Annotated in this window: 20 protein-coding genes and 2 pseudogenes; 7 read left to right on the top strand and 15 right to left on the bottom strand. The window is 60.2% G+C overall.

The annotated features are described in order from the left end of the window. The 9 genes and pseudogenes from JQ632_RS37400 to JQ632_RS37360 all read right to left on the bottom strand — a co-directional run. Positions 1-410, bottom strand: a pseudogene (locus tag JQ632_RS37400) (saccharopine dehydrogenase NADP-binding domain-containing protein); the annotation flags it as partial. Between the two features lie 52 nt (positions 411-462). Continuing rightward, complete coding sequence (locus tag JQ632_RS37395) at positions 463-885, bottom strand: hypothetical protein (protein ID WP_212407721.1); 423 nt, start codon at positions 883-885, stop codon at positions 463-465. An 11-nt stretch (positions 886-896) separates the two neighbouring features. Continuing rightward, positions 897-1,120, bottom strand: a pseudogene (locus tag JQ632_RS37390) (hypothetical protein). 263 nt (positions 1,121-1,383) lie between these two features. Next, on the bottom strand, positions 1,384-1,605 hold the full coding sequence (locus JQ632_RS37385) for a hypothetical protein (protein WP_212407720.1): 222 nt from the start codon (positions 1,603-1,605) through the stop codon (positions 1,384-1,386). Further along, positions 1,602-1,808, bottom strand: a complete 207-nt coding sequence (locus JQ632_RS37380; protein ID WP_212407719.1) for a hypothetical protein — start codon at positions 1,806-1,808, stop codon at positions 1,602-1,604. The genes JQ632_RS37385 and JQ632_RS37380 overlap by 4 nt, the downstream gene beginning before the upstream one ends. A 149-nt stretch (positions 1,809-1,957) precedes the next feature. Next, entirely contained in the window at positions 1,958-2,704 is a 747-nt protein-coding gene (locus tag JQ632_RS37375; protein WP_212407718.1) for a Crp/Fnr family transcriptional regulator, read from the bottom strand. After that, a complete protein-coding gene (locus tag JQ632_RS37370) occupies positions 2,704-5,871 on the bottom strand; it encodes a CheR family methyltransferase (protein WP_212407717.1) in 3,168 nt (1,055 codons plus the stop codon). The genes JQ632_RS37375 and JQ632_RS37370 overlap by 1 nt, the downstream gene beginning before the upstream one ends. Before the next feature lie 142 nt (positions 5,872-6,013). Further along, positions 6,014-6,295: a hypothetical protein gene (locus tag JQ632_RS37365; RefSeq protein WP_212407716.1), complete on the bottom strand. Its 282-nt coding sequence runs from the start codon at positions 6,293-6,295 to the stop codon at positions 6,014-6,016. 13 nt (positions 6,296-6,308) lie between these two features. Continuing rightward, complete coding sequence (locus JQ632_RS37360; protein ID WP_212407722.1) at positions 6,309-7,304, bottom strand: chemotaxis protein CheB; 996 nt, start codon at positions 7,302-7,304, stop codon at positions 6,309-6,311. A 96-nt stretch (positions 7,305-7,400) separates the two neighbouring features. Here JQ632_RS37360 and JQ632_RS37355 point away from each other — a divergent pair, with 96 nt between their 5' ends. From JQ632_RS37355 to JQ632_RS39895, 3 genes are all read left to right on the top strand, one after another. Then, positions 7,401-7,802: a response regulator gene (locus tag JQ632_RS37355; RefSeq protein ID WP_212407715.1), complete on the top strand. Its 402-nt coding sequence runs from the start codon at positions 7,401-7,403 to the stop codon at positions 7,800-7,802. A 43-nt stretch (positions 7,803-7,845) separates the two neighbouring features. Continuing rightward, on the top strand, positions 7,846-8,016 hold the full coding sequence (locus JQ632_RS37350) for a hypothetical protein (protein WP_212407714.1): 171 nt from the start codon (positions 7,846-7,848) through the stop codon (positions 8,014-8,016). Between the two features lie 1,318 nt (positions 8,017-9,334). Beyond that, entirely contained in the window at positions 9,335-9,652 is a 318-nt protein-coding gene (locus JQ632_RS39895; RefSeq protein ID WP_249152813.1) for a hypothetical protein, read from the top strand. A gap of 140 nt (positions 9,653-9,792) precedes the next feature. Here the strand turns inward: JQ632_RS39895 and JQ632_RS37340 are convergent, their stop codons facing one another. The 3 genes from JQ632_RS37340 to JQ632_RS37330 are packed head-to-tail and all read right to left on the bottom strand — an operon-like array spanning position 9,793 to position 10,572. Continuing rightward, positions 9,793-9,996, bottom strand: a complete 204-nt coding sequence (locus JQ632_RS37340) for a hypothetical protein (RefSeq protein ID WP_212407713.1) — start codon at positions 9,994-9,996, stop codon at positions 9,793-9,795. A 25-nt stretch (positions 9,997-10,021) separates the two neighbouring features. Further along, on the bottom strand, positions 10,022-10,255 hold the full coding sequence (locus JQ632_RS37335; RefSeq protein WP_212407712.1) for a hypothetical protein: 234 nt from the start codon (positions 10,253-10,255) through the stop codon (positions 10,022-10,024). A gap of 14 nt (positions 10,256-10,269) precedes the next feature. Further along, a complete protein-coding gene (locus tag JQ632_RS37330) occupies positions 10,270-10,572 on the bottom strand; it encodes a plasmid stabilization protein (RefSeq protein ID WP_212407711.1) in 303 nt (100 codons plus the stop codon). A 1,791-nt stretch (positions 10,573-12,363) separates the two neighbouring features. Here JQ632_RS37330 and JQ632_RS37325 point away from each other — a divergent pair. Beyond that, positions 12,364-12,537: a hypothetical protein gene (locus JQ632_RS37325; protein WP_212407724.1), complete on the top strand. Its 174-nt coding sequence runs from the start codon at positions 12,364-12,366 to the stop codon at positions 12,535-12,537. A 1,453-nt stretch (positions 12,538-13,990) separates the two neighbouring features. Here JQ632_RS37325 and JQ632_RS37320 read toward each other — a convergent pair. Together JQ632_RS37320 and JQ632_RS37315 are read right to left on the bottom strand one after the other, a co-directional pair. Then, complete coding sequence (locus JQ632_RS37320; RefSeq protein ID WP_212407710.1) at positions 13,991-14,272, bottom strand: hypothetical protein; 282 nt, start codon at positions 14,270-14,272, stop codon at positions 13,991-13,993. Positions 14,273-14,475: 203 nt separating this feature from the next. Further along, a complete protein-coding gene (locus tag JQ632_RS37315) occupies positions 14,476-14,859 on the bottom strand; it encodes a PRC-barrel domain-containing protein (RefSeq protein WP_212407709.1) in 384 nt (127 codons plus the stop codon). 445 nt (positions 14,860-15,304) lie between these two features. On the opposite strand from JQ632_RS37315, the gene JQ632_RS37310 reads away from it, so the two are divergent. Together JQ632_RS37310 and JQ632_RS37305 are read left to right on the top strand one after the other, a co-directional pair. Beyond that, positions 15,305-15,490, top strand: coding sequence for a hypothetical protein (locus JQ632_RS37310; RefSeq protein WP_212407723.1), 186 nt, complete (start codon positions 15,305-15,307; stop codon positions 15,488-15,490). A gap of 81 nt (positions 15,491-15,571) precedes the next feature. Next, the gene (locus JQ632_RS37305) at positions 15,572-15,940 is read left to right on the top strand and encodes a VOC family protein (protein ID WP_212407708.1); all 369 of its coding nucleotides are present in this window, start codon (positions 15,572-15,574) and stop codon (positions 15,938-15,940) included. A gap of 197 nt (positions 15,941-16,137) precedes the next feature. Here JQ632_RS37305 and JQ632_RS37300 read toward each other — a convergent pair whose 3' ends face one another. Then, complete coding sequence (locus tag JQ632_RS37300) at positions 16,138-16,545, bottom strand: hypothetical protein (protein ID WP_249152811.1); 408 nt, start codon at positions 16,543-16,545, stop codon at positions 16,138-16,140. A 591-nt stretch (positions 16,546-17,136) separates the two neighbouring features. On the opposite strand from JQ632_RS37300, the gene JQ632_RS37295 reads away from it, so the two are divergent. Next, a complete protein-coding gene (locus JQ632_RS37295) occupies positions 17,137-18,906 on the top strand; it encodes an adenylate/guanylate cyclase domain-containing protein (RefSeq protein ID WP_212407706.1) in 1,770 nt (589 codons plus the stop codon). The last annotated feature ends 371 nt before the right edge of the window (positions 18,907-19,277 follow it).

Here is a 19,277-nt window from a genome sequence, read left to right as displayed (position 1 = left end):
GAAGCCGCAGGAGAAGACGATGCGCGCGCCGGTCCGTTTCGCCTCTTCGTGATGGGCGTCGATCATGCGCCGCATCCGCACAGATCGACATAGCCAGTGCCCGTGGCCACGCAGGCCGCCACAAGCTCGGGGCCGTAGAGCTGATAAGGCCCGACCGTCGTGATAATCACGGCCGCACGCTCGCACATTGAACGTAGGCTGGCCGGCTCGCCGGCATCCGCCTTCACCAAAGGCAAATCGTCCGGTGCGCCGATGTCGGCACGCACCTTCTGGAGCTTGTCGGTCGAGCGTCCCGCGATCGCCCAGGACGGAGCATCGTCGCCGCGATAAGACGTCGCCAGATATTCGGCGATGAGACGGCCGGTGTAACCCGTCGCGCCATAGACGATGAGGTCGAAGTCCCGCTTCACGACGCTGGTCCTCCTCGAACCCGGGAGAGCGCTGTCCTTTGCCCGGACATCGTCAGGGAAGCGGTCGACTTCGCCGGAACGATAAGCCGTTCGGAACGAATCTTCGGGCCACCGCGAGCGCGCGGCCCTCGCAGCTTTCCAGCGCGATCTTCTGGGCGAGCATGATGTCTCCGATCGGCAGATCGCCACTCGGCAGGAAACACAATCCAGTCTTCAGGCGGCCTCTTTCGTCGAGCTCGCACACGTTTGTCGCCGAACCCGGGTAGATCCTGTAGAGCTTTCCGCTCTCGCTTCCGACGACCTCGAAATATCCGTTCTCCGCGAACTGCTTCCGTTGAGCCGACGACAGCCACTGCCGCAGAAGCCGCAGCGACCGGCCTTCCGGTGTCCTCTCGGCGCCGTATCTGATGAAGAGGGCCCTTATAGCTCTCTTGCGCGAGTGTTCACCGGCCCGAGACGGCGTAAAGCGCAACATGGCGTGTCCGGTTATCCGCCGACCAACCTTGGAAAGAACAGAGTTTCTTCTGAGTTAGGATCGAACGATCGAATCTGCGAGACCTGACCCGGCGCGGTCCGGACCGCGGCAGTGAAGAGCCGACATTCGTCAGCTTGTAGAACCGCTGCTCCGCCTTCGCTAGTTCCTGTGCGTCGTTCGGGTTGAAAGAGTGACGGCTGTCGCCGGTGCGGTCCATCACGATCTGGATTGCCATGATCGCCTCCTCGAATTGCTGATAAGCCAAAGGACCCGATATCAGTATCTGGTCGAAGTCGCCGAGTTTCATCATGATCAGCCGGCGCCAGGTCCCCCTGAGAAGCCTCGCCGTGTTGAGCGGCGTTTCTGCCGTCCGTGACGTAGAGACCGCGTGTGGGCTTCACCCGCATTGCCCCGCTCCCGTAGATCGCGGCCGATAGAGCGACGGCAAGATTGCTTGAGCCACTGCATAAGCGGGGGGCCGGCCGTCACCGCGGACGTCTAAACCGCTTCAACCTGGCTGGGAACGGTCCTAGTTGGCAAATCAAACTGCGCGATCCGTTGGTCCAGGCGCCACAACTCGATGCGGTGAACAAGCACGAGTGCGGCGGCCTGACGCTTGGCCTGCTCGTCGTCGCCACAGACGAGATTGACGCAGCCCAAGACGTGGCCGTCTGGATCGATCTTGAAGGCACGATAGTGTTTCAGGCTCTGGATCGTCATTGCCCCCTCCTTTGGACGACCGGTGCGCTCAGCCAATCCGCCAGGTTCGAGGTCACCTCGTTCTGCTTTGCGCGCCGCAGCAGGATTTCGCGGGCTTTGCCCGGCGGCATGCGGCGAGCGCGCTCGCGCGCCGATTCGGCCGATAACAACAGCCGCTCCTGGAGTGACTGGGTTTGCTTCCTTCGCGTTCGTTTTGCGGTCATTTTTCGATTTGCGCCGAATTGGGATCCGCCGAGAGCGGATTTTTATGCCCAGTTTCAAGCGCAGATGCCGGTTCCAGCATTTCACTAAGTTAACGAGATGATGGAATCTGCGCGACCGCACGCATGGTGCATTGCATTAATGCGGCTGCTCAATCTCGCCGATAAAGCTGAAGATAGCTCGGCGAATAGAACGCCACATTCTTGAGAGCGTCGAGATCGTTGATGGTCAGGGTTCGCTCCCTCAGACTGATCAGACCGGACGCCCGGAGTTCCTGGATCGTACGGTTGAGATGCACAACGGAGAGGCCCGTCGCATCGGCCAGATCCATCTGAGTCACCGGAAAGCTGCAGGAATTGCCATCGACGAGGCCGACCGGCCGAAGCCGCTCATAGATTTCACAGAATAGGTGAGCCACCCGTTCCAAGGCCACGCGCCGCCCCAGATTGGTCGCCCATTCGCGCTGTATCGCGTCGTTCACCAGCGTCTCGCACATGAATGCCTCGGCGAGCGTCCGCTCGCTCGTCAGCAACTTCTCGAAGCGAGCTTTCTTGATCTCTGCGTAGACCACGGGCGTCGCTGTCGTGATCGAATGGTCCATCGTGGAGAGTAGATAAACGTAAGCGTCGCAAGCTTCGCCAGGCAACACGAAATTGACGATTTGCCGCCGTCCATCCTCCAGCGTCTTGTGCCGAAACAGCCAGCCGGAGAGCACCAGCCGGACGCCGTCGACCCGGTCGCCTTCGGCAGCAAGATCCTCGCCGGGTCCGGCGCGCAGCAAGCCTTCCAGAATGGCCTGCTCGAACGTTGCAGTGGCTTCCTCGGACAGGGGCCGCAGGGCGTTGAAGCGGCGAATGACCGCTTGGGCAAGACTTCCCTCGGTGTACTGGATACGCATCAGCCGTCCATCGAAGGCGTATGAAAGGTGCGCTTGGTCAAGGGAATTGCGATCAGGCACTGAAGCCCGGAGGGATTGAACGAGATCGTCGTTTGCCCCTTCAGCTCGAACGCCAAAGTTCGCTCCAGAAGCTCCGTACCAAAACCCTTGCGCGGCGGCGGCGCGACCTGCGGCCCGCCCCACTCACGCCATTCAAACAGCAGTTGCGGCGATTCGGCAGTTTCGTCGACGCGCCACGAAATCTCGAGGCGACCCGACGGCTGGCCAAGCGCGCCATATTTCAGCGCATTGGTCGCCAGTTCGTGAATCGCGAGCGCAAAGGTCTCGGCCGCCTTCGGTTGGAAGCGTACCGCAGGTCCGGACACGCGCATTTGCTCGCCTTCGCGGGCATTATAGGCCAACAGCTCCTCGACGACGAGATATTCGAGATCGACACCGCCTTCGGGGTCACGCGTGACCAGAGCCTGCGTCCGCGCGAACGCATTGAGCCGGCCATCGAGATGTGCGGCATATTCCTCGACCGTCGCGCTGGTGTCGGCCGAGCGACGAGCGATCGAACGCACTACGCCGAGGGTATTGCGCACGCGGTGCTGAAGCTCGGCGAGGAGCAGCCGCTGCCGCTCCTCCGCGCGCGTGATCGCGGTAACGTCGATAAAGTTAACCACCACGCCGGCGATGAAATTATCGATGCTGCGATAGGGCAGGATACGGACGATATAGCGCGTGCCGCTGTCCGGCGTGGCCAGCTCGCGCTCGGCACTTGCGAGCGTGCGCAGCACGCGGCGCACGTCGTCATAGAGCTCCTCGATCGGAATGCGCGCCTTGATATGTGCGATCGGACGGCCGACGTCGGTTTCGACGAGGTGCAGGATCTGCGTGATCGCCGGCGTAAAGTTCATCACCTTGAGATCGTTGTCCAGGAATACGGTCGCGATCTGCGTGCTCTCGAGGAAGTTCTTGAGGTCGCTGGTGGCGCGCGTCAGCTCCTGAACCCGATGCGCCAGTTCGCCGTTGACCGTCGTCAGCTCCTCGTTGACCGACTGCAATTCCTCCCGCGAAGTCTCGAGCTCCTCATTGGCGGATTGCAGCTCTTCGTTGAGTGACTGGTACTCCTCGTTGGAGGATTTCAGCTCCTCATTGGTGCTTTCGAGCTCCTCGATCGTCGCCTGAAGACGTTCGCGGGTCGCCCGCAATTCGCTTTCGAGTCGCTCGACGTGTTCGGTCCGCACCAGCGTGCTGGGATTGCCCTCCGGCGCATCGGCGGCGGGCGCCGGCCCGTCCTTGAACAGCACGACGAAATTGCGATGGCCTGCGGCACCTTCCTGGATCGGCTCCACGGCAATGTCGACAACGACGCGATGGCCGTTGACGCCGAGTTGGACGTGCTCGGCACGGGCGGGTTCGTTGGTTTCCGCTGCGCGGCCAAGCGCCGTGCGCAACTCCAGCCTGAGGTCGCGATGCACGAGCTGAAGCAGGTCGAGCGAGGCTGCCCCTGCCGTCGGCTCGATGTAGCGTCCGGTGCGGCCCGAGAAGTGCAAGATCTGGAAATTGTCGTCGGTGATGACATAGGCCGGCGCATAGCGCTCGGCGATCCGCTGGGCACGGCGCTCCAGTCCGACGTCAGGACCGAACGAGCGGACCGGCGGCGGTTCGAGCGGCGAGCGGCCCGCAGCGGTCGAGATCGGAAACTCCGGCGGCAGCCGCGTGCCGGCGTCGAGCTTCTTGAAGATGCGGGCCCGGCGATCGACCGGCGCAAACAGCTTCGGATGCCGCGTCACGTTCTCGGAATTGCCGAGGAACAGGAAGCGGTCCGGCAGCAACGCGAAATGAAACAGCGGAATGACCCGGTTCTGAAGCTCCGCGTTGAGGTAGATCAGCAGGTTGCGGCAAGAGACGAGGTCGAGCTTGGAGAACGGCGCATCCTTGATCACGTTGTGCTGGGAGAAGATGCACATCTCCCGCAATTCTTTTACCACACAGTAGGTATCGCCCTCGCGTACGAACCAGCGCGCGAGTCGCTCGGGCGACATGTCCTGCTCGATGTTAGTACGATAGCGACCGACGCGCGCAGTTGCCAACGCCCGGCCGTCAATGTCGGTCGCGAAGATCTGGACTTGGGGCGCAGAATCGAGCGTCGCCATGTGTTCGCGCAGGAGGATGCTGATCGAGTAGGCCTCCTCGCCGGTGGCGCAACCGAGCACCCAAACCCGAACCTGCTGACCTGCCTCCTTGCCTTCGAATATCTTCGGGATGATCTGCGCCTCCAGCATCTCGAACTCGCGCTTGTCGCGGAAGAATTCGGTGACGCCGATCAGAAGATCGTTGAAGAGGTGCTGGGCTTCGTCCTTTTCGTTACGAAGGAAATCGACATAGGACGCGATCTCTTCGATCTGCACCACCTGCATCCGCCGCTGCACGCGGCGCAGAAATGTGTTCTGCTTGTAGCCGTGGAAATCATTGCCGGTCTTGTTGCGCAGGATATCGGCAATGCGCGACAGCGAGGTCGCTGCCGCGGCCAAGACCTCGTCATAGCCCTGCTTCTCCTCCAGCCGCCGCAGGTGACGCGCGTAGACCTGGATGTGCTCGGGAATGTCCTCGGGCGGCAGCACGTAGTCGGCAATGGCCGCTGGCCTGCTGCTATCGATCAGGTGCTCGGAATCGTCATGGCCGGTCTTTTCGGCGATTGCCAGGCCGCCATGGTCCTTCAACGTGGCAGCACCCAGCGTCCCGTCGCCATCGGTCCCGCTCAACAACACGCCGATGGACTGCTCGGCCCGCTCTTCCGCGAGCGATACGAGGAAGCTGTCGATGGTCGCCCGCTCGCCCGGTCCTTGCTCCGCCCTCCGCACCGCAAGGCGGCCGCCATGGATGGTGGTAATCATCGCAACTGGACTGAGATAGATGGTCCCGCCTTCGACCGTCGCTCCGTCGATGATGTCGGAGAGCCGGGCTCCCTCGGCTCGCTGAATGAGCGCACGCAGCCGCCCGTCGGCGAGCGCCTCGCGATTTTGAAGCACGAGGACAACCGCCTGGTCGTCTCCGAGCGTCAATTTGGCGAAAAAACGCTCGATGCTGTTGACTGCACCGGCCGAGGCACCCACTCCGATGACGAGTGGAGCCTTGGCCTGGTGCTCCCCATCCCGCCGCGCCTTCTCGACTTCATCCATGCTTGCCGCAGCTCTCATTGCCCGGGATCAAGCGACCCGGTTCCTGCAAATAGCAGAGATTTAGGATACCCCAACAGCGAAAAGGCGAGAATGGCGTGCGACGGCCGGGAGCCGATCAAGCGCGAGCCTAAGGCGTTGGCGATCAATTAGCCGTCGGCGGCACGGAATAAGCCTCTTGCTCAAGGTAGTTGATCCGCTGGATAATCAGCGTGCGGTGCCGTTCCCATTCGACCAATGTCTGCTTGAGCAGATCGACCAAGCGTTCCGCCTGCCGCGAGTCATGTCCGCAAGCCTGGAGTTCTTCCACCAGATCCTCCTGGTTTCGGATCCGGCGCCAGCCCTCCTCGATATCCGCGTCGGCCTTTTGCAGAAGTCGTTGCTCGGCGTGGAGCTGCTCGGTACGCTTGGCAAGGGATACTGCCATACCTTAGCCTTCGCTAGCGTATTGCGGGATCGAGCGATTGTAGCACGACGCGTCGGATCATATCGGCATATTCACGATATTCCGCGGCGCGCAGCTCGTACATTTCAGCTACCGCCGGCCTGCCGCTGCGCCGGCCGTCGGTCGCCATGCGGTGTACGAGCTCGGCGCGTTCCTCGATGATCCGGAGCGCCACCCGCAGGGCCTCGTCGACTTGCCCCTCCTGCTCTTTGGCAAGGGCGTCGGCAGTATAGGCGTGACCGACCTGACAGCGAAACCGCACGGGATGAGCACCCTTCACCGCCGAGAGCACCCCGCCGCAGCCTGGACAGGTGAGCGCGGCCGGATCGGCGATCCCCGACAAGCTCGGGGAGCCGATCCTCTCGCCGGCAGCGATTTCAACCTCGAGGCGGATGTCGGGAGCGGCGGGAAGCGCAGTGCCCGGCGCTTCCCGCGCCAAATCGGACAGCACGTCGCCGAGTCGCGCGGCAGGAGCGCAAAGGTCAGTCACCGTTGCTTCCATGGCGCGCTGGGGCATCTCCGGTGAGATGGCATCGGCCGGATCCTGAACAACCGCCAATCCGCCACAACGCTTGATCGCGTGCAGGCCGGCCGCGCCGTCCGAAAGCAGCCCGCTGAGCACGAGACCGATCACGCGTGGTCCATGATGCAGTGCAGCCGAGCGGAACAGGGCGTCAATCGCCGGCCGAACCATGTTTTCGCGCGGGCCGCGCCCAAGCTGAATATGATGTCCGGACAGCAGGAGATGGTGATCGGGGGCCGCGAGATAAACATGACCGTGCTCGAACGTCATGCCGTTCTTGGCCTGATGCACCGGCAGTTTGCCGGCTGCGGCCGCAACGGTCGAAAGGATGCCAACGCCCTGCGCTGGTATGTGCAAGACAATGAAGATGGCGGCCGGCAGGTCGGCCGGCAGCGTCCCCAAAATCTGCTTCAGTGGAGCCGTGGCGCCTGCCGAGCCTCCGATCACGATGATGTCTCGGTTGCTCATTTGGAACCTGTCCTTGGAACCTCTTATCCGAAGGTTCGTTTGCAACAAGGCAACCATTCGCCGTATGTTCCTATATCGTCGGGTGTCGGAGGAAACATGGTGGCATCGCCAACGTTGTCGCGCGAGGGCGGGCCTCTGTCGGGACGCCGCATCCTCGTCGTCGAGGACGAGTACTTCCTTGCCGACGACATCGGCCGCGCGCTGCGATCGTTCGGTGCCGACGTCGCCGGGCCGGTTGGCGACCTTGACGACGCGCTCCGCATCGTCAGTGACGGCGGCATCCTCCATGGTGCGGTGCTCGATGTGAACATCCGCAGTGAGATGATTTACCCGATTGCCGAAAAGCTGAGGGCCCGTGGCATCCCGATGCTGTTCGCGACCGGCTATGACAAAATGACCCTCGGCCCGGAGTTTCGCGATGTCTTGCTCTGTGAAAAGCCACTCGACGTCGCGGCGATAGTCCGCGGGCTGGCCGGGCTGATTAGCCACGAGGCCTGACGCGTCTGGTCGCCCGAACCGTTCGTCAACAGGATGAGTTCCAATGATCTACACCCCCGGCGACTATGACGGGCGCCTCCTGTCCTTTTCGCGCGAGCTGATTCGCGCGTCATTCAGGCTGTTGCGCAACAGCGACAACATCGCGCGGGCGCAACGCGAGCGCGACGCCTTGACCAAAGCCGCACCGGCTTTCGGCGAGGGCGAACCGGATTAGAGCAGGCGACTCCAGGTCAGCCAGACCGCCAACACGAGACAAATGACCACGGCCAGGTATGGCACCGCGATACGCAGGGCCGAGGTCGTCGCCCTGCCTGCTAACTCAGCATCATCCATATGATCGCCCCAAGCATTACCAGAAAGCCGGTGAGCGCCGTTGCCACGAAAAACTGTTCGACGCGATCCATCGCCGTCGTGGCCCCTTTCTCGCAGCTATTTTGACGATTCGGGACACGAGCCGCATTAGGCTATGTGAATCGGGATGCTTTTGACCCAGTTTTGAACGGAGGGCGGCTGCGGAGCGCCACCCTCACGCCTGGTCATCCACGCGCGCGGCAATCAATCTACGCAATGCGTTCTGCTTCAGACTTTTTGCCGCTCTCCAGCACCTCTTCCGCAATCGATTGCGGACGGATCGTTGCCGGGATGGTCTCGTGCGGAACGGTCCATCGCTGCGAGATTCGTTCTGCGTTGGCGGCAGGGGACGATCCGGCAAGGTTGAGGCAGGCTCGGACTGCTTGCCGTCCGCCTCGTGCGGACGAAGATCGACCGCGCGCTCAGGGGAAGTTTCATGGGCTGACGCGTTTTGGCCGGCGCCGCAAAACTTAACCCTTGTAAATGCGGGCACCCCACCGGGGTGCAGACTGCAGGGCGCATCAATCGTCCCAGGGACTCGCTCATGGACACTCCGAACGATCCTCAACCACAGTCGGACAAGCCTGCTCGCTCGCTCCCGCTTGAGTACACCGAGGAGGCGCTCCGAGTGGTTGCTGATTACATCAGGGATCAAAGGGAGATCCTCAAGGCTCTCCGTCGCTTCTTCAATTAAGTGGTTGGCTGCGCGCAATGCAGGGCGCGTAATGCATGTTAATGCCGCCGACCGCACCGCCTCTAGGATCGACCGGGCGCGCACATGACGACGATGTTCCGCGATATTTCGGATCGCAGCCTGATGGCTCCCTACGAAAACGTCCGCATCCAAGGTGACGACCGACGGCTATGACGACCGCTATCGCCTGATCGGCGAGCGCCAGGGGTCTCGGCGGAAATAAGGGCGCGGCGCCCTTAACGCGTGTGGACGTGTCCCGCCCGTCCCGGACCCTAAACTTCTGCCATCACCGCGAGGCCCGTGGTAACCATCGGTGATGAGAACGCCCATCACAGCGCTCCCGCCAACTCAAATAGGGAGCAATCCATTGATAGCACGTTGACGCCGTTTCAAGCAGCAGCTTACGCTACAAGTTCGATTATCAGCATGGTCCAAACAAGCTCGAGCGCAGGCTAACGCGCTTCCACCCGGCGCTGAGCGCGACGCGTTGATCAAGAAGGCACGGCAAGCTGATGTAGCGGCCCATCTGGATGATTGGACAAAGTCGCCCTGGGCTCCAATCACCGAAGAAGTCGAAACCCCGCGCAGTCAGCGCATGAGCAAGTACAACAAGTCCACCGCAACAACGATCAGTCCCATTATGCAGACTGCGAAGAGTATGTCGGTGCCCGTCATGCGCGATGCTCCGAAAAAAGCAAAAATCCCCGATCCTTTGGAGGCAGAGGACCGGGGATCTCACTACTTTGCCCATTTGTTCACGGACAGCTCGCGGGACGGTAGATTCAATGTGTTGTTCCCGCGATAACCTAAGTGAAAATCCCGCAAGGGCACGGGCCGCTAACAGGCGGACCCGGAAGCTTATTCCTCTTGACCGATCAACGTCTTCGCAAACATTACCGGCTTTCCATCGCGGGAGATCAATCATCTTGTAGAAGCGACTCGCACTTACTTCGTCGTGCGGTCCTTTTTCCCCTTGGACCGCTTGCTCATGCCGGTCGTGCCTTTCCCCTTGGTGGTATCCATCGCGCTGTTCTCCTTTGCCCCCTTCAAGACGTCGGGGTGCTCCATCCCCGTTTGGGGAAGAGGGCCGGAGTTCTGGGCGAAGGCCGGGGCGGACAGGAAGAGGAGCGCGGCGATAAGCTTTCCCATCTAACTTCCTTGGTATTCGGTCGCGTCAGGACCGGTCACGCAAATTGCTGACGCCGTCCTTCTGCGCGCAGTGATCGCAGCAATAGAACTCGCCGCCGCTCTCCAGACCGTGACCCACGATGCGCGTTCCGCAATGCTTGCATGCCGGAGCCAGCGCATGAATGGCACACTCGAAGCTGTCGAAGGTATGAGTCTTGCCCTCCATCACGACTTGGAACGCTTTGTCGTAGTCATTGCCGCAAGTTTCGCAGGTCGCCATTGCGTTGCTCCCTGTTACGCGGCGCGGCGCTTCCGAGTGCGCGCCGCCTTTTTCGCCGAGCGTGACCGTTCCGCAGCCGGGCGGTTCGCTGATGCCCGGCCGCCGATCCGACCTCCTTTGCGCGAGGGCGAATGGTCTTCGTTCGTGCCCCGGCCGGAGCCGCTCTTCTTGCCTCCGTGGGTTTCTTTATTGACGGTCGCCCAAGCCCGGCGTTCGGCCTCACGCACGGGCACGCCACGCTGCTCGTAGCCTTCTTCAATATGCTCGGCCATCCGCTTCTGTTTGTCGGTGTAGCTGGATTTGTCGCCGCGTGGCATGGGAGTCTCCTGTATGTGGGAGTTTAAACCTTCGAGAAGCAAAGGGTTCCTAGGCCTCATCCCGACGGTAGCGTTCCCGCGCGACCTCGCCACCGATACGGACTGCAACCCGATTCCGGTAGTGGTATTGGAGCGTTCCGCAGATAAGCGCGACCAGCAGCAGAAATGCGCCGACAGTCATGATCTGTTGTTCCTGCTAGAAGACCCGCCAAAGCCTCATTACGCGCTTCCAGAGCGGCAGGGATGCGGCGTCGTCTTGGCGCGCAGAGGCGGTTGGGGTCGCTCCGCCGTCCAACTCGGTAAGCCGTTCTACCAACCCCTCCAGTTGCGGTGGTAGCGGCGTGGCATCGTCCGCGAGAGTACCGCGAAGTTGCTCGCCAATTTCCTCGCAGATCGCCCGGCGATGCTCCGGCTCTAAATCAGGACCATGGGTGCGGTTCGGAGGGAGGTCCACCATCGCTGCCACCGTTTCTCGATGTGCACAGCTTCCCTCCGCTTCAACGCGCGACGCCGCTCGTTGCTCCGATGCGGCCGTACTCTTTGTGGCGTAGGCCGCCAGCGCCCGCGACGATCCCCTTACGGAAATGGTCGCGAACAAGATCATCGAGGTAGCGCGAGATATCGGCTCTCGCGATCAAAGAACTCGAAATGCGGTAATACGGTGGGGGCCACGCAAGCGGGCCCAATTGGCGTGGGCCTAACCTGCATGGCGATCCCAGTTTAGCAACCTTCGCCCGTGTGGATGGTTGCCCAACATCACCGGCCAAGACTGACTTTCTGTAGGTACCGGTGGCTGAGAGAGCGATCGCGCTCCCACCTGCATTCGAGGGAGCAACACAATGCTGAGAAGACTTCGTTTCAAGAATACCACTTTGGAAGAACTGCTCGTGGAGGAGGCGCAGTATCTGCGGGAAGAGGCCCAAGGCATTCCGCCCGGCAGAGAGCGAATTGTTCGCCAAGCTCGACGAGCTAAGGCCGCTTCTCACCTGCGAGAGTGGCTGGCCTCGCCGGGCCTACAATCGCCGAAGTAAGAATGAGGCCGCCGAGTTGGCGGTCTTCTCATTCCTTTGGTGGCCGACAGTAGAGCGGACTGGCCCTTGTCCTGCAATTCCACCGTGCCGTCGAGCAAGCGGAAATATGTAGCGACGCGAACACGGCATCGACCTTCGAATTGCAGAAAGCGCCACGAGAAGCAGCAGGCAAATTACAATTCCCCGTGGGTGGTAGCGGGCTTCCCGCGCTAGCCACGGCCGGTGGCCGGGAGGCAGATTCAACTGCACGCCGATTTGCGGCCGAGCTGGAACTCGATGAAGTCCCTCACAGCTCCGGAGACGCCGGGCAGGGAGGGGGATTTTCAGTGACGTGCGCGGGCACATGCACTCGCCGCCGGCGCGCTCGTGAAAGCGTTCAAGTTGAGCCTATTGGCTCCAGTGGTGCCGGCGCTCGCCAGGCAGAGCTCGTACGCTATACGCACGAAAATGAAATAGGCACTCGTCCGCGAATATGCGAACCTGGCGGCGTTTTCATAGCGTCTCGGAGCCGAGGAGGGACCGATGCGCATTGCATTGCCGTATCTGGGAATTGGCGTCTGCTTGTCTCTCGCGACCTGGTTAGCATTGGGACTTGCACTCTAGCGGCGGTTTTCCGCCACGAATCGGCATTAGGCAAATTTTCGGCCAGACCTCACGGGCCAAGGGGAATGGTCCGGCCGACGCGCGCCGTCCGGACACGATGTCGCGTCGGGCCTATTATTCATTTGGTGCGCGTCCGGCGGGTCAAGGAAGGCCCATCATGGTTCCAGGCATCATGCGCAGCGAGCAATTTGAGCAGATGTCAATTGATGAATTGTGGACCCTTCACACTCTCGTCGATGGCATTCTCGCTGCGAGGATAAAGTCCAAAAAGGACGAACTAGAAAGGCGACTGCGGCTTCTCGACCAAAAGGACGATCCGACAGCGCATTGAGGCTGCGACCTCGACAGCGGGAATATCTCTTCTACCGTGGTTGTGCGTCATTTCACATCTCTAACGAGAACCTGTGCTACGGTTGATACAACCAACAGGCTAAGGCCGATTATTTTTCAGTTCGAATGTCGATGATTTTGAACAGTTCACCTAGGCACTTGTAATGGGTAATCGTGGTCAGGACTGCGACCGTATGGTGGTTCTGCGCCACCGTGTCTCGTGTCTTACCTCTCAACTTGCAGAGCTTCGAAACCTTCGCATTCGGGTATTTCACGCGGAGGAAAGAAAACGGCAGAAGCTCAAGAGCCCCAGCTGTTTTGACCGCGCCGCGCCGAGGTAGGCCTTAGCGGCGAGTTTCAGAGATATGCCATCTGGCATCATGCCGGATCGCTCGATTTGAGGCGAAGCACTAGCTCTCTTCTTTCGAAAGGGGCTCTTGGCCCAAGAGGGTGTCGGGAGCCGGAGGCATCTTGGCTATTGCCTGCTCCAGCTCTGTAGCGATGGCCCTGTAGCGAGCGACCAGCTTTGTGAACACATTGCGCCTAATTTCGCTCTTCGTGTCTCGCTGAAAGCGCTCGCATTCAGCAATTTGCGCGCGGAGCAATTCTAGGTGGCCTGCATTTCTTTCATGGGCCGTGTCCCCGTAGGAGCAAAAGCATCACTTTGAGCCAAAACACGGGTAGTACCCAGGTGGGCTCGTCCGAGCCGACCGAGGCAGGGTGCGCCGCTGGAGATCTCGCAGCTCTCGGCGACGATGCGGCGCTCCAGCTTGCGCGCGACAGAGTCCTTGTCGAGCCGATCATTCGGGACGATCGAGGGCGAGGTCACACGCAAAACCCCAGTGACCCGTGCCGCCCAGGGTATGCCCGCGTTCGTGCAAATGCGGGGGACAACAGGGCGGCAGCTTGCTGCTGTTCCTAAGTAGGAACAGGGCTTCGACCTGGCATTAGTGCGAGCAACTTGCCCTATGTAAGTGCGCTCCATCGCGGCATGTGCCAGATTTTCTCGCTCGGCCAGCGCGGGCCAAGGTTGAAAATCAAAAATAACAGGGAGGTGGCGATGCGGACCAGCAGCTGCGCTTATAGCGTGGGTATTCTTCACGAACGACTTGAAGCGCTCAATTCTCAGCTTGCCGAGCTAGAAGACTTGCGAGTGCGTGTACGTGTGGCCGAGCTGAAGATAGAGAGAGTTGGAGGGACCCTCGAACGAGGAAAGCTCATATGCCACACGAATTACCTGCGAAATAGGACCTCTGCGGGAGCGGTGACTGAGGCGACCAGCAACGTACCGCGTTGCAGCCGCGCTGCTCTCCAAGTTCCCAGTCCCCCAAGGGAGGCATGACGTCGCGTCTGTCCTTTGTGCAAAAGTGAACTTAACATACGTGGCGGCTGGTCTACGCTAGCTCGGCTTGGTTCACACGAATACGCCAAGCAAACTCTAACGGCCCCGGCATTTAGGGTTGTGCTGGGGCCGTTTCCTTCTGCGATCGTGCGGGATGATGGCGTGCGGTTGGTTTATGTTCAACGATGCGCTCCTTGATGAGTTGAGACAGCTCGAGCGGGATGCAGTCGAAGCTGAGCGGAGGCTGGCGCAGCATTAGGCGCTGATCGTTGACCTGAAACGGCAACATCGAGAAGCCAGCTGCGCCGAAGCCGAACTGGAGATACTGCGCGCGAACCAGCGGCAGCGTCAGCAAGACCGACAGCGCATTCTGTCGCTGCTGCAACGCTAGCAAGCTGGCCAAAGCTCCCAACGCGAGTGCGTCGCGCGACCGAGGGTCCCTGACGTCCTCGCCCGCAGCAATTGCCAGCGCCGTCGCGCTGCTCGTGCTGGACGAAGCGTTACCGACGCCCGGCACATGTTCGGTGCACGTGCAAGATCGATCCCGTGCGGCACTTGATCGGGATCGCAATGAGCTATTTTCTGCGCAATCTCGCGCTATAAGCCACCGCGCCCCTGCCACTCCCAGTACGTGGGCGTCCCATAGTGCCGGTGAGTACGCGTTTCCCAGTCCCGATCCTGCCACGAGTCATCACTGAACTCAGGCGCATCCCTCAGCTGCTGCTCGGTGATGTTGGTTCGAAAGCCATCAAGCGAGGTGTCGTACGTCAGAGCACTCCAAGGAATGGGGTAATGGCTATGGCCCAATCCAACAAATCCGCCAAAGCTCATGACGGCATAAGCCACGCGACCTGACACCTTGTCGATAATGAGGTGATCAATCTCACCGATATTCTTTCGATCTGCTCCATAGACCTCGGTTCCATGAAGGTCTTCGCTTGAGATGCATTGATGATCCGGATGGGCTGTTGCACGGGCCATGGTCTCGACTCCCTCACAAGTGGGTTTCGTCGGCTTAACTTGGCCGCTGCGGGGTCGTTCCTGTTTTCGGAGAAACATGTCACAGCGCTAATCCCCATCGTCGCTGACATCGACTCTAACAACATGCAGTCTCAATGGCCTATGGCGAAAAGCCTGCATCAAGGTCTCCTCTTGGAAACGTTTCGGCTGAGGCAAGTCCAACACGTCGCGCACCGCGATTGCATCCTGTTGGGACAATAAGGCTTCCTTTGGCAGTCGTCGGCCCCTCGGGTTAACACGCCAAACTCCTGCATCTGTTTCCCGAGGCACCAAGGCTAGGCTTCACTTTTGAAGGACTGCAGCTAAGCGTCCTGATTTTTCCGGCGGTCTGCGCGAGCCGCCAATCCCGTGTCTGCCTCTCCGAAAAAGGAGTAGAGTGCCCCGGGGTCCCATCCGGAGCAACAACATGACCCTACAGATCTCCAAGGTAGGTCCCACCAGGATCGGTCTGCGTGTCTTCGCAACCATGGGCAGCACTATGCCGCCCCGAGATCCTGATGACGACGACGAAGAGGGCGAGGACGAACAGGAAGACGACGAAGAGAACGGAGCCGACGAACCGCCGGTCGTGCGCGAGCCGGACGAAGACTAAGCAGGATGCTTAGGCGTCGCCGTCATCTAGCCGTTGAGCATGCTGATACGTCCGTGGCAGTCGTTCGCGAGAGGCCTTCCGATGACCATAATTCTCAACCACACCATCGTCCCTGCCCGCGACAAGAGGGCAGCGGCGGCATTTTTTGCGCGGATCTTTGGTCTCCATGCCGATCCGAAGGACGGCCATTTCGCGCCGGTACGTATCAACGACACGCTCACGCTCCTTTTTGACGACGCTAAGGAGTTCGAGAGCCACCATTACGCCTTCTACGTCAGCGACGCCGAGTTCGATGCCATCTTCGGCCGCATTCGCGAGGCGAAGCTCGCCTATGGCAGCGCACCGTGGAGCCTCGACGATGGTAAGCTCAACGATTGGAACGGCGGCCGCGGCGTGTATTTTCGCGACCCTGACGGCCATGTGCTCGAACTCATGACCGTACCGCAGTGAGCTTCAACCCTTCGCTGCAGCGATGAGGCGCTTGAGGAAATCGTCGGGTTGCGCGGAGTCGGGTCCTGGCCCAGCAGCGAAGTGGCAAACCAGAGACAGAGTGGACCAAGCACTTCGCAGCCCAATTTCCCGCTTCTGCCCCTCGGCGGACCACGAACACGGATTGTTCGCCACGATCTGCCACGCTCAGAGCGGTCTCAGATTTCGCATCCGGCCAAATTCAATGCCTTGCGCAAGCCACCAAACGCCTTAAGCCGACAGGGCTCGGTATCGCTGGCGGCCTTTGAACGCAGGAAAATGGCAGTTCGCTTGATAACGGTTGCCTTTGGCTTCAGCTTGGGACGCTCGGCGGTCGCGATCTTCTTCGAATAGTGCCGATGACGGGCGATCGGCCTCGGCTCCGACGAACCGATACCAATGCCTTCTGGCGGAGCAAAGTGATCTTCGACCAAAGCAGCCTGTGTCGGCATCTCGCTGCTCACAGCGACAACTTCAAGGCGATCGGCCTTCGCCAACGCGCCATGTGAAGCAGAAATACCTGCGTTTTGCTCGGCAAGCGGCTGGACGATCGCGACTGCGCGACGCGGTGGAGCTCTCAGCTCCATTGCTGACAGCACTCCTACACCCAACAAGATAAGGAGGCCCAACAACGCCATTCTAAGCATAATGCGCCTCTAACCTGAGTTAGTGCTGCTGAAAATTCTCCGCTCCAATGAGGCAACTTGTCGGCGGCAGCCTGGCCGACGACCGATCATTTGCCGACAGGGTTAACGCGGCGATGCTCTCCACAACTTATCGAGAATGCCGCCGCTGACGTCCGTTTCCGTGAGCAGACCGTATCTGGTTCAGGTTACGTCAGATGGTCTGTTAGTGGTCCATCAGCGAAGTGGCGACACCTCCCGCTGAGGTCGGCTTCGTGGCGCGCAGCGGACTAGATTTGCTCACTTAGAGTTCTTCTCATGTTGACCTAGAGCGGTCATCTCCGGCGCCGTGCATCAAGGTCGCAGAAGGGTGGCAAGCAGACGCTCGGGCCGCCGCGATCGACGAAAAATCTCACCGGATACGGCGTTACCGGACCACCGCCTGTAGCCGCCGGACTCTGAACCTTCCCGCTGCGGAGGCCCGAATGTGCTATAGAGTTTGGTGCATCTGGGGTGATCCAGGGAGGGATGCGTCGGGAGCGGAAACCCACCCCAATGGCTTCGGAACCCGTCAAACGCAGGCTTGCCGCCATTCTTGCCGCCGACATCGCCGGCTATAGCCGGCTGATGGGCGCGGACGAAGAAGGTACGCTCGCCCGCCTCAAGGCCTATCGCCGCGAGCTGATCGACCCCAAAAACAAAGAGCACCGCGGTCGCATCGTGAAGACGACGGGTGATGGAATACTGATCGAATTTCCGAGCGTGGTAGAAGCGGTGCGCTGTGCAATCGAGGTGCAGCAGGGCATGCTTGAGCGTAATGCTCAGGTGCCAAAGGACAAGCGGATCGAATTTCGTGTCGGGATCAACCTTGGCGACGTGATCATCGAGGGACGCGACCTCTATGGCGACGGAGTTAACATTGCGGCTCGATTGGAGGGGTTAGCCGAACTAGGCGGCATCTGCATATCGCAGACCGTCCTCAATCACGCGCGCGGCAAGATCGCCTTCGAGGTCGAGGATCTGGGAGAGCAGGCACTTAAAAATATCACCAACCCCATACATGTTTATCGCGTCCTCCTTAATTCCAGCCGGGAGCCGATGATGTCCCGGACACACGATCCCGCGCTGGCTTTGCCAGACAAGCCTTCCATCGCTGTGTTGCCGTTTCTGAACATGAGTGGTGATCCCGAACAGGAATATTTCGCCGACGGGATTTCTGAGGATATCATCACCGGCTTGTCGAAATTGCGCTGGTTTTTTGTCATCGCCCGTAATTCGTCGTTTATTTACAAGGGCAAGGCTATCGACGTGAAGCGGGCGGCGCGAGAACTTGGGGTTCGCTATGTCTTGGAAGGCAGCGTACGCAAGGGCGGAAACCGCGTGCGTATCACTGCGCAATTAATCGACGCTGCCACTGGTAACCATATCTGGGCGAATCGCTATGACGGCGACCTCAGCGACATTTTTGCCCTGCAAGACGAAATCACTCACAAGGTTGTAGCAGCAATCGAGCCTAAATTGCTGGAAGCCGAAGCCTTGAGGTCGCAAAACAGCTCGCCGGAAGATCTCGGCGCTTGGGATATGGTTATCCACGCAAATTCGCTGTTTTGGCGGCTCAACAAGCCCGATGGTGAAGCCGCTATGGCCATTCTCAGACGCGCCGTGACGCAGTATCCGGATTACGGCCCGGCGCACAGCATGCTGGCATTCATCATGTTGATCTCAGGTCGTCTGGCATGGACCTCCGCTGAATTGGAAGCACAGGTTCCAGAAGCGGAAAGGCTTGCCGCGAAGGCAATCTCACTCGATAGCAGCGACCCCTGGGCACATCTCGCACTCGGTTTTGTTGCTTACACCAAACGAGCGACTGACGAGGCGGTCGAGGAGTTCACACGAGCGCTCGACCTCAACCCGAATTTTGCTGCCGCCCACGGCTACCTTGCCTTGGCGCTCGCATTGGCAGACCGACCCAAAGAAGCGATTATACATGGTGAGCAGGCTATTCGCATGAGCCCGCACGATCCGCAGACTGGACTGTTCAATGTAGCTCTCGCGGCCGCCCATTATCTGGAAGGACGTTTCAATGAAGCCGTTGTCTTTGGCCGAAAGGCAGTTCAACTGTCGCCGCAGCTGAGCGGCGCTTATCGCATCTACGTTGCGAGCCTCGCGCAGGCCGGTCACGTTAATGAAGCACAAGAAGCATTGCAACGCCTGAGGGAATTGCAGCCAGCGATATCCATTGCTTGGATTGAGCGTTATGTCCCGTACACCTCCAGCGCAATGACAAAGTTCATCGAGGGAATGCGAAAGGCGGGGCTGCAATGAGCTACACTGGTATATCTGCTTCTGGCGCTTAGCGTCGATCTCAACCCTTACCTTGGCAACGGCTCTTGGGGGTAGACCGGACGTGGTCGCGGTCATGATCGAATGACGCGAATGACCCGAAGCGGTCATTGTCCAGCCCTTACCGCTACTTCGATGAGCTGCCGGACCAACGAGAGGTGTGATATCTTGGCGTATCCTGAGGCTCGGGGGCGCATTCGCAGACAGAGGGTCGTGAACCGACTGAGAATGCTTGGCAGGCCCGTGATGGCACTGGCCCGTGCAGCGACGCTAACACTACTTGTGGCGTTTGCCGCAACTCGCGCATACGCCGCTGACATTGGTTATCTGGCTCCCCCCGGATTCGCTGCAAA

Origin of the sequence: Bradyrhizobium liaoningense (assembly GCF_018130955.1) — a bacterium.
Classification (GTDB): Bacteria; Pseudomonadota; Alphaproteobacteria; order Rhizobiales; family Xanthobacteraceae; genus Bradyrhizobium; species Bradyrhizobium liaoningense_C.
This window is presented reverse-complemented; position numbering and strand designations above follow the sequence as displayed.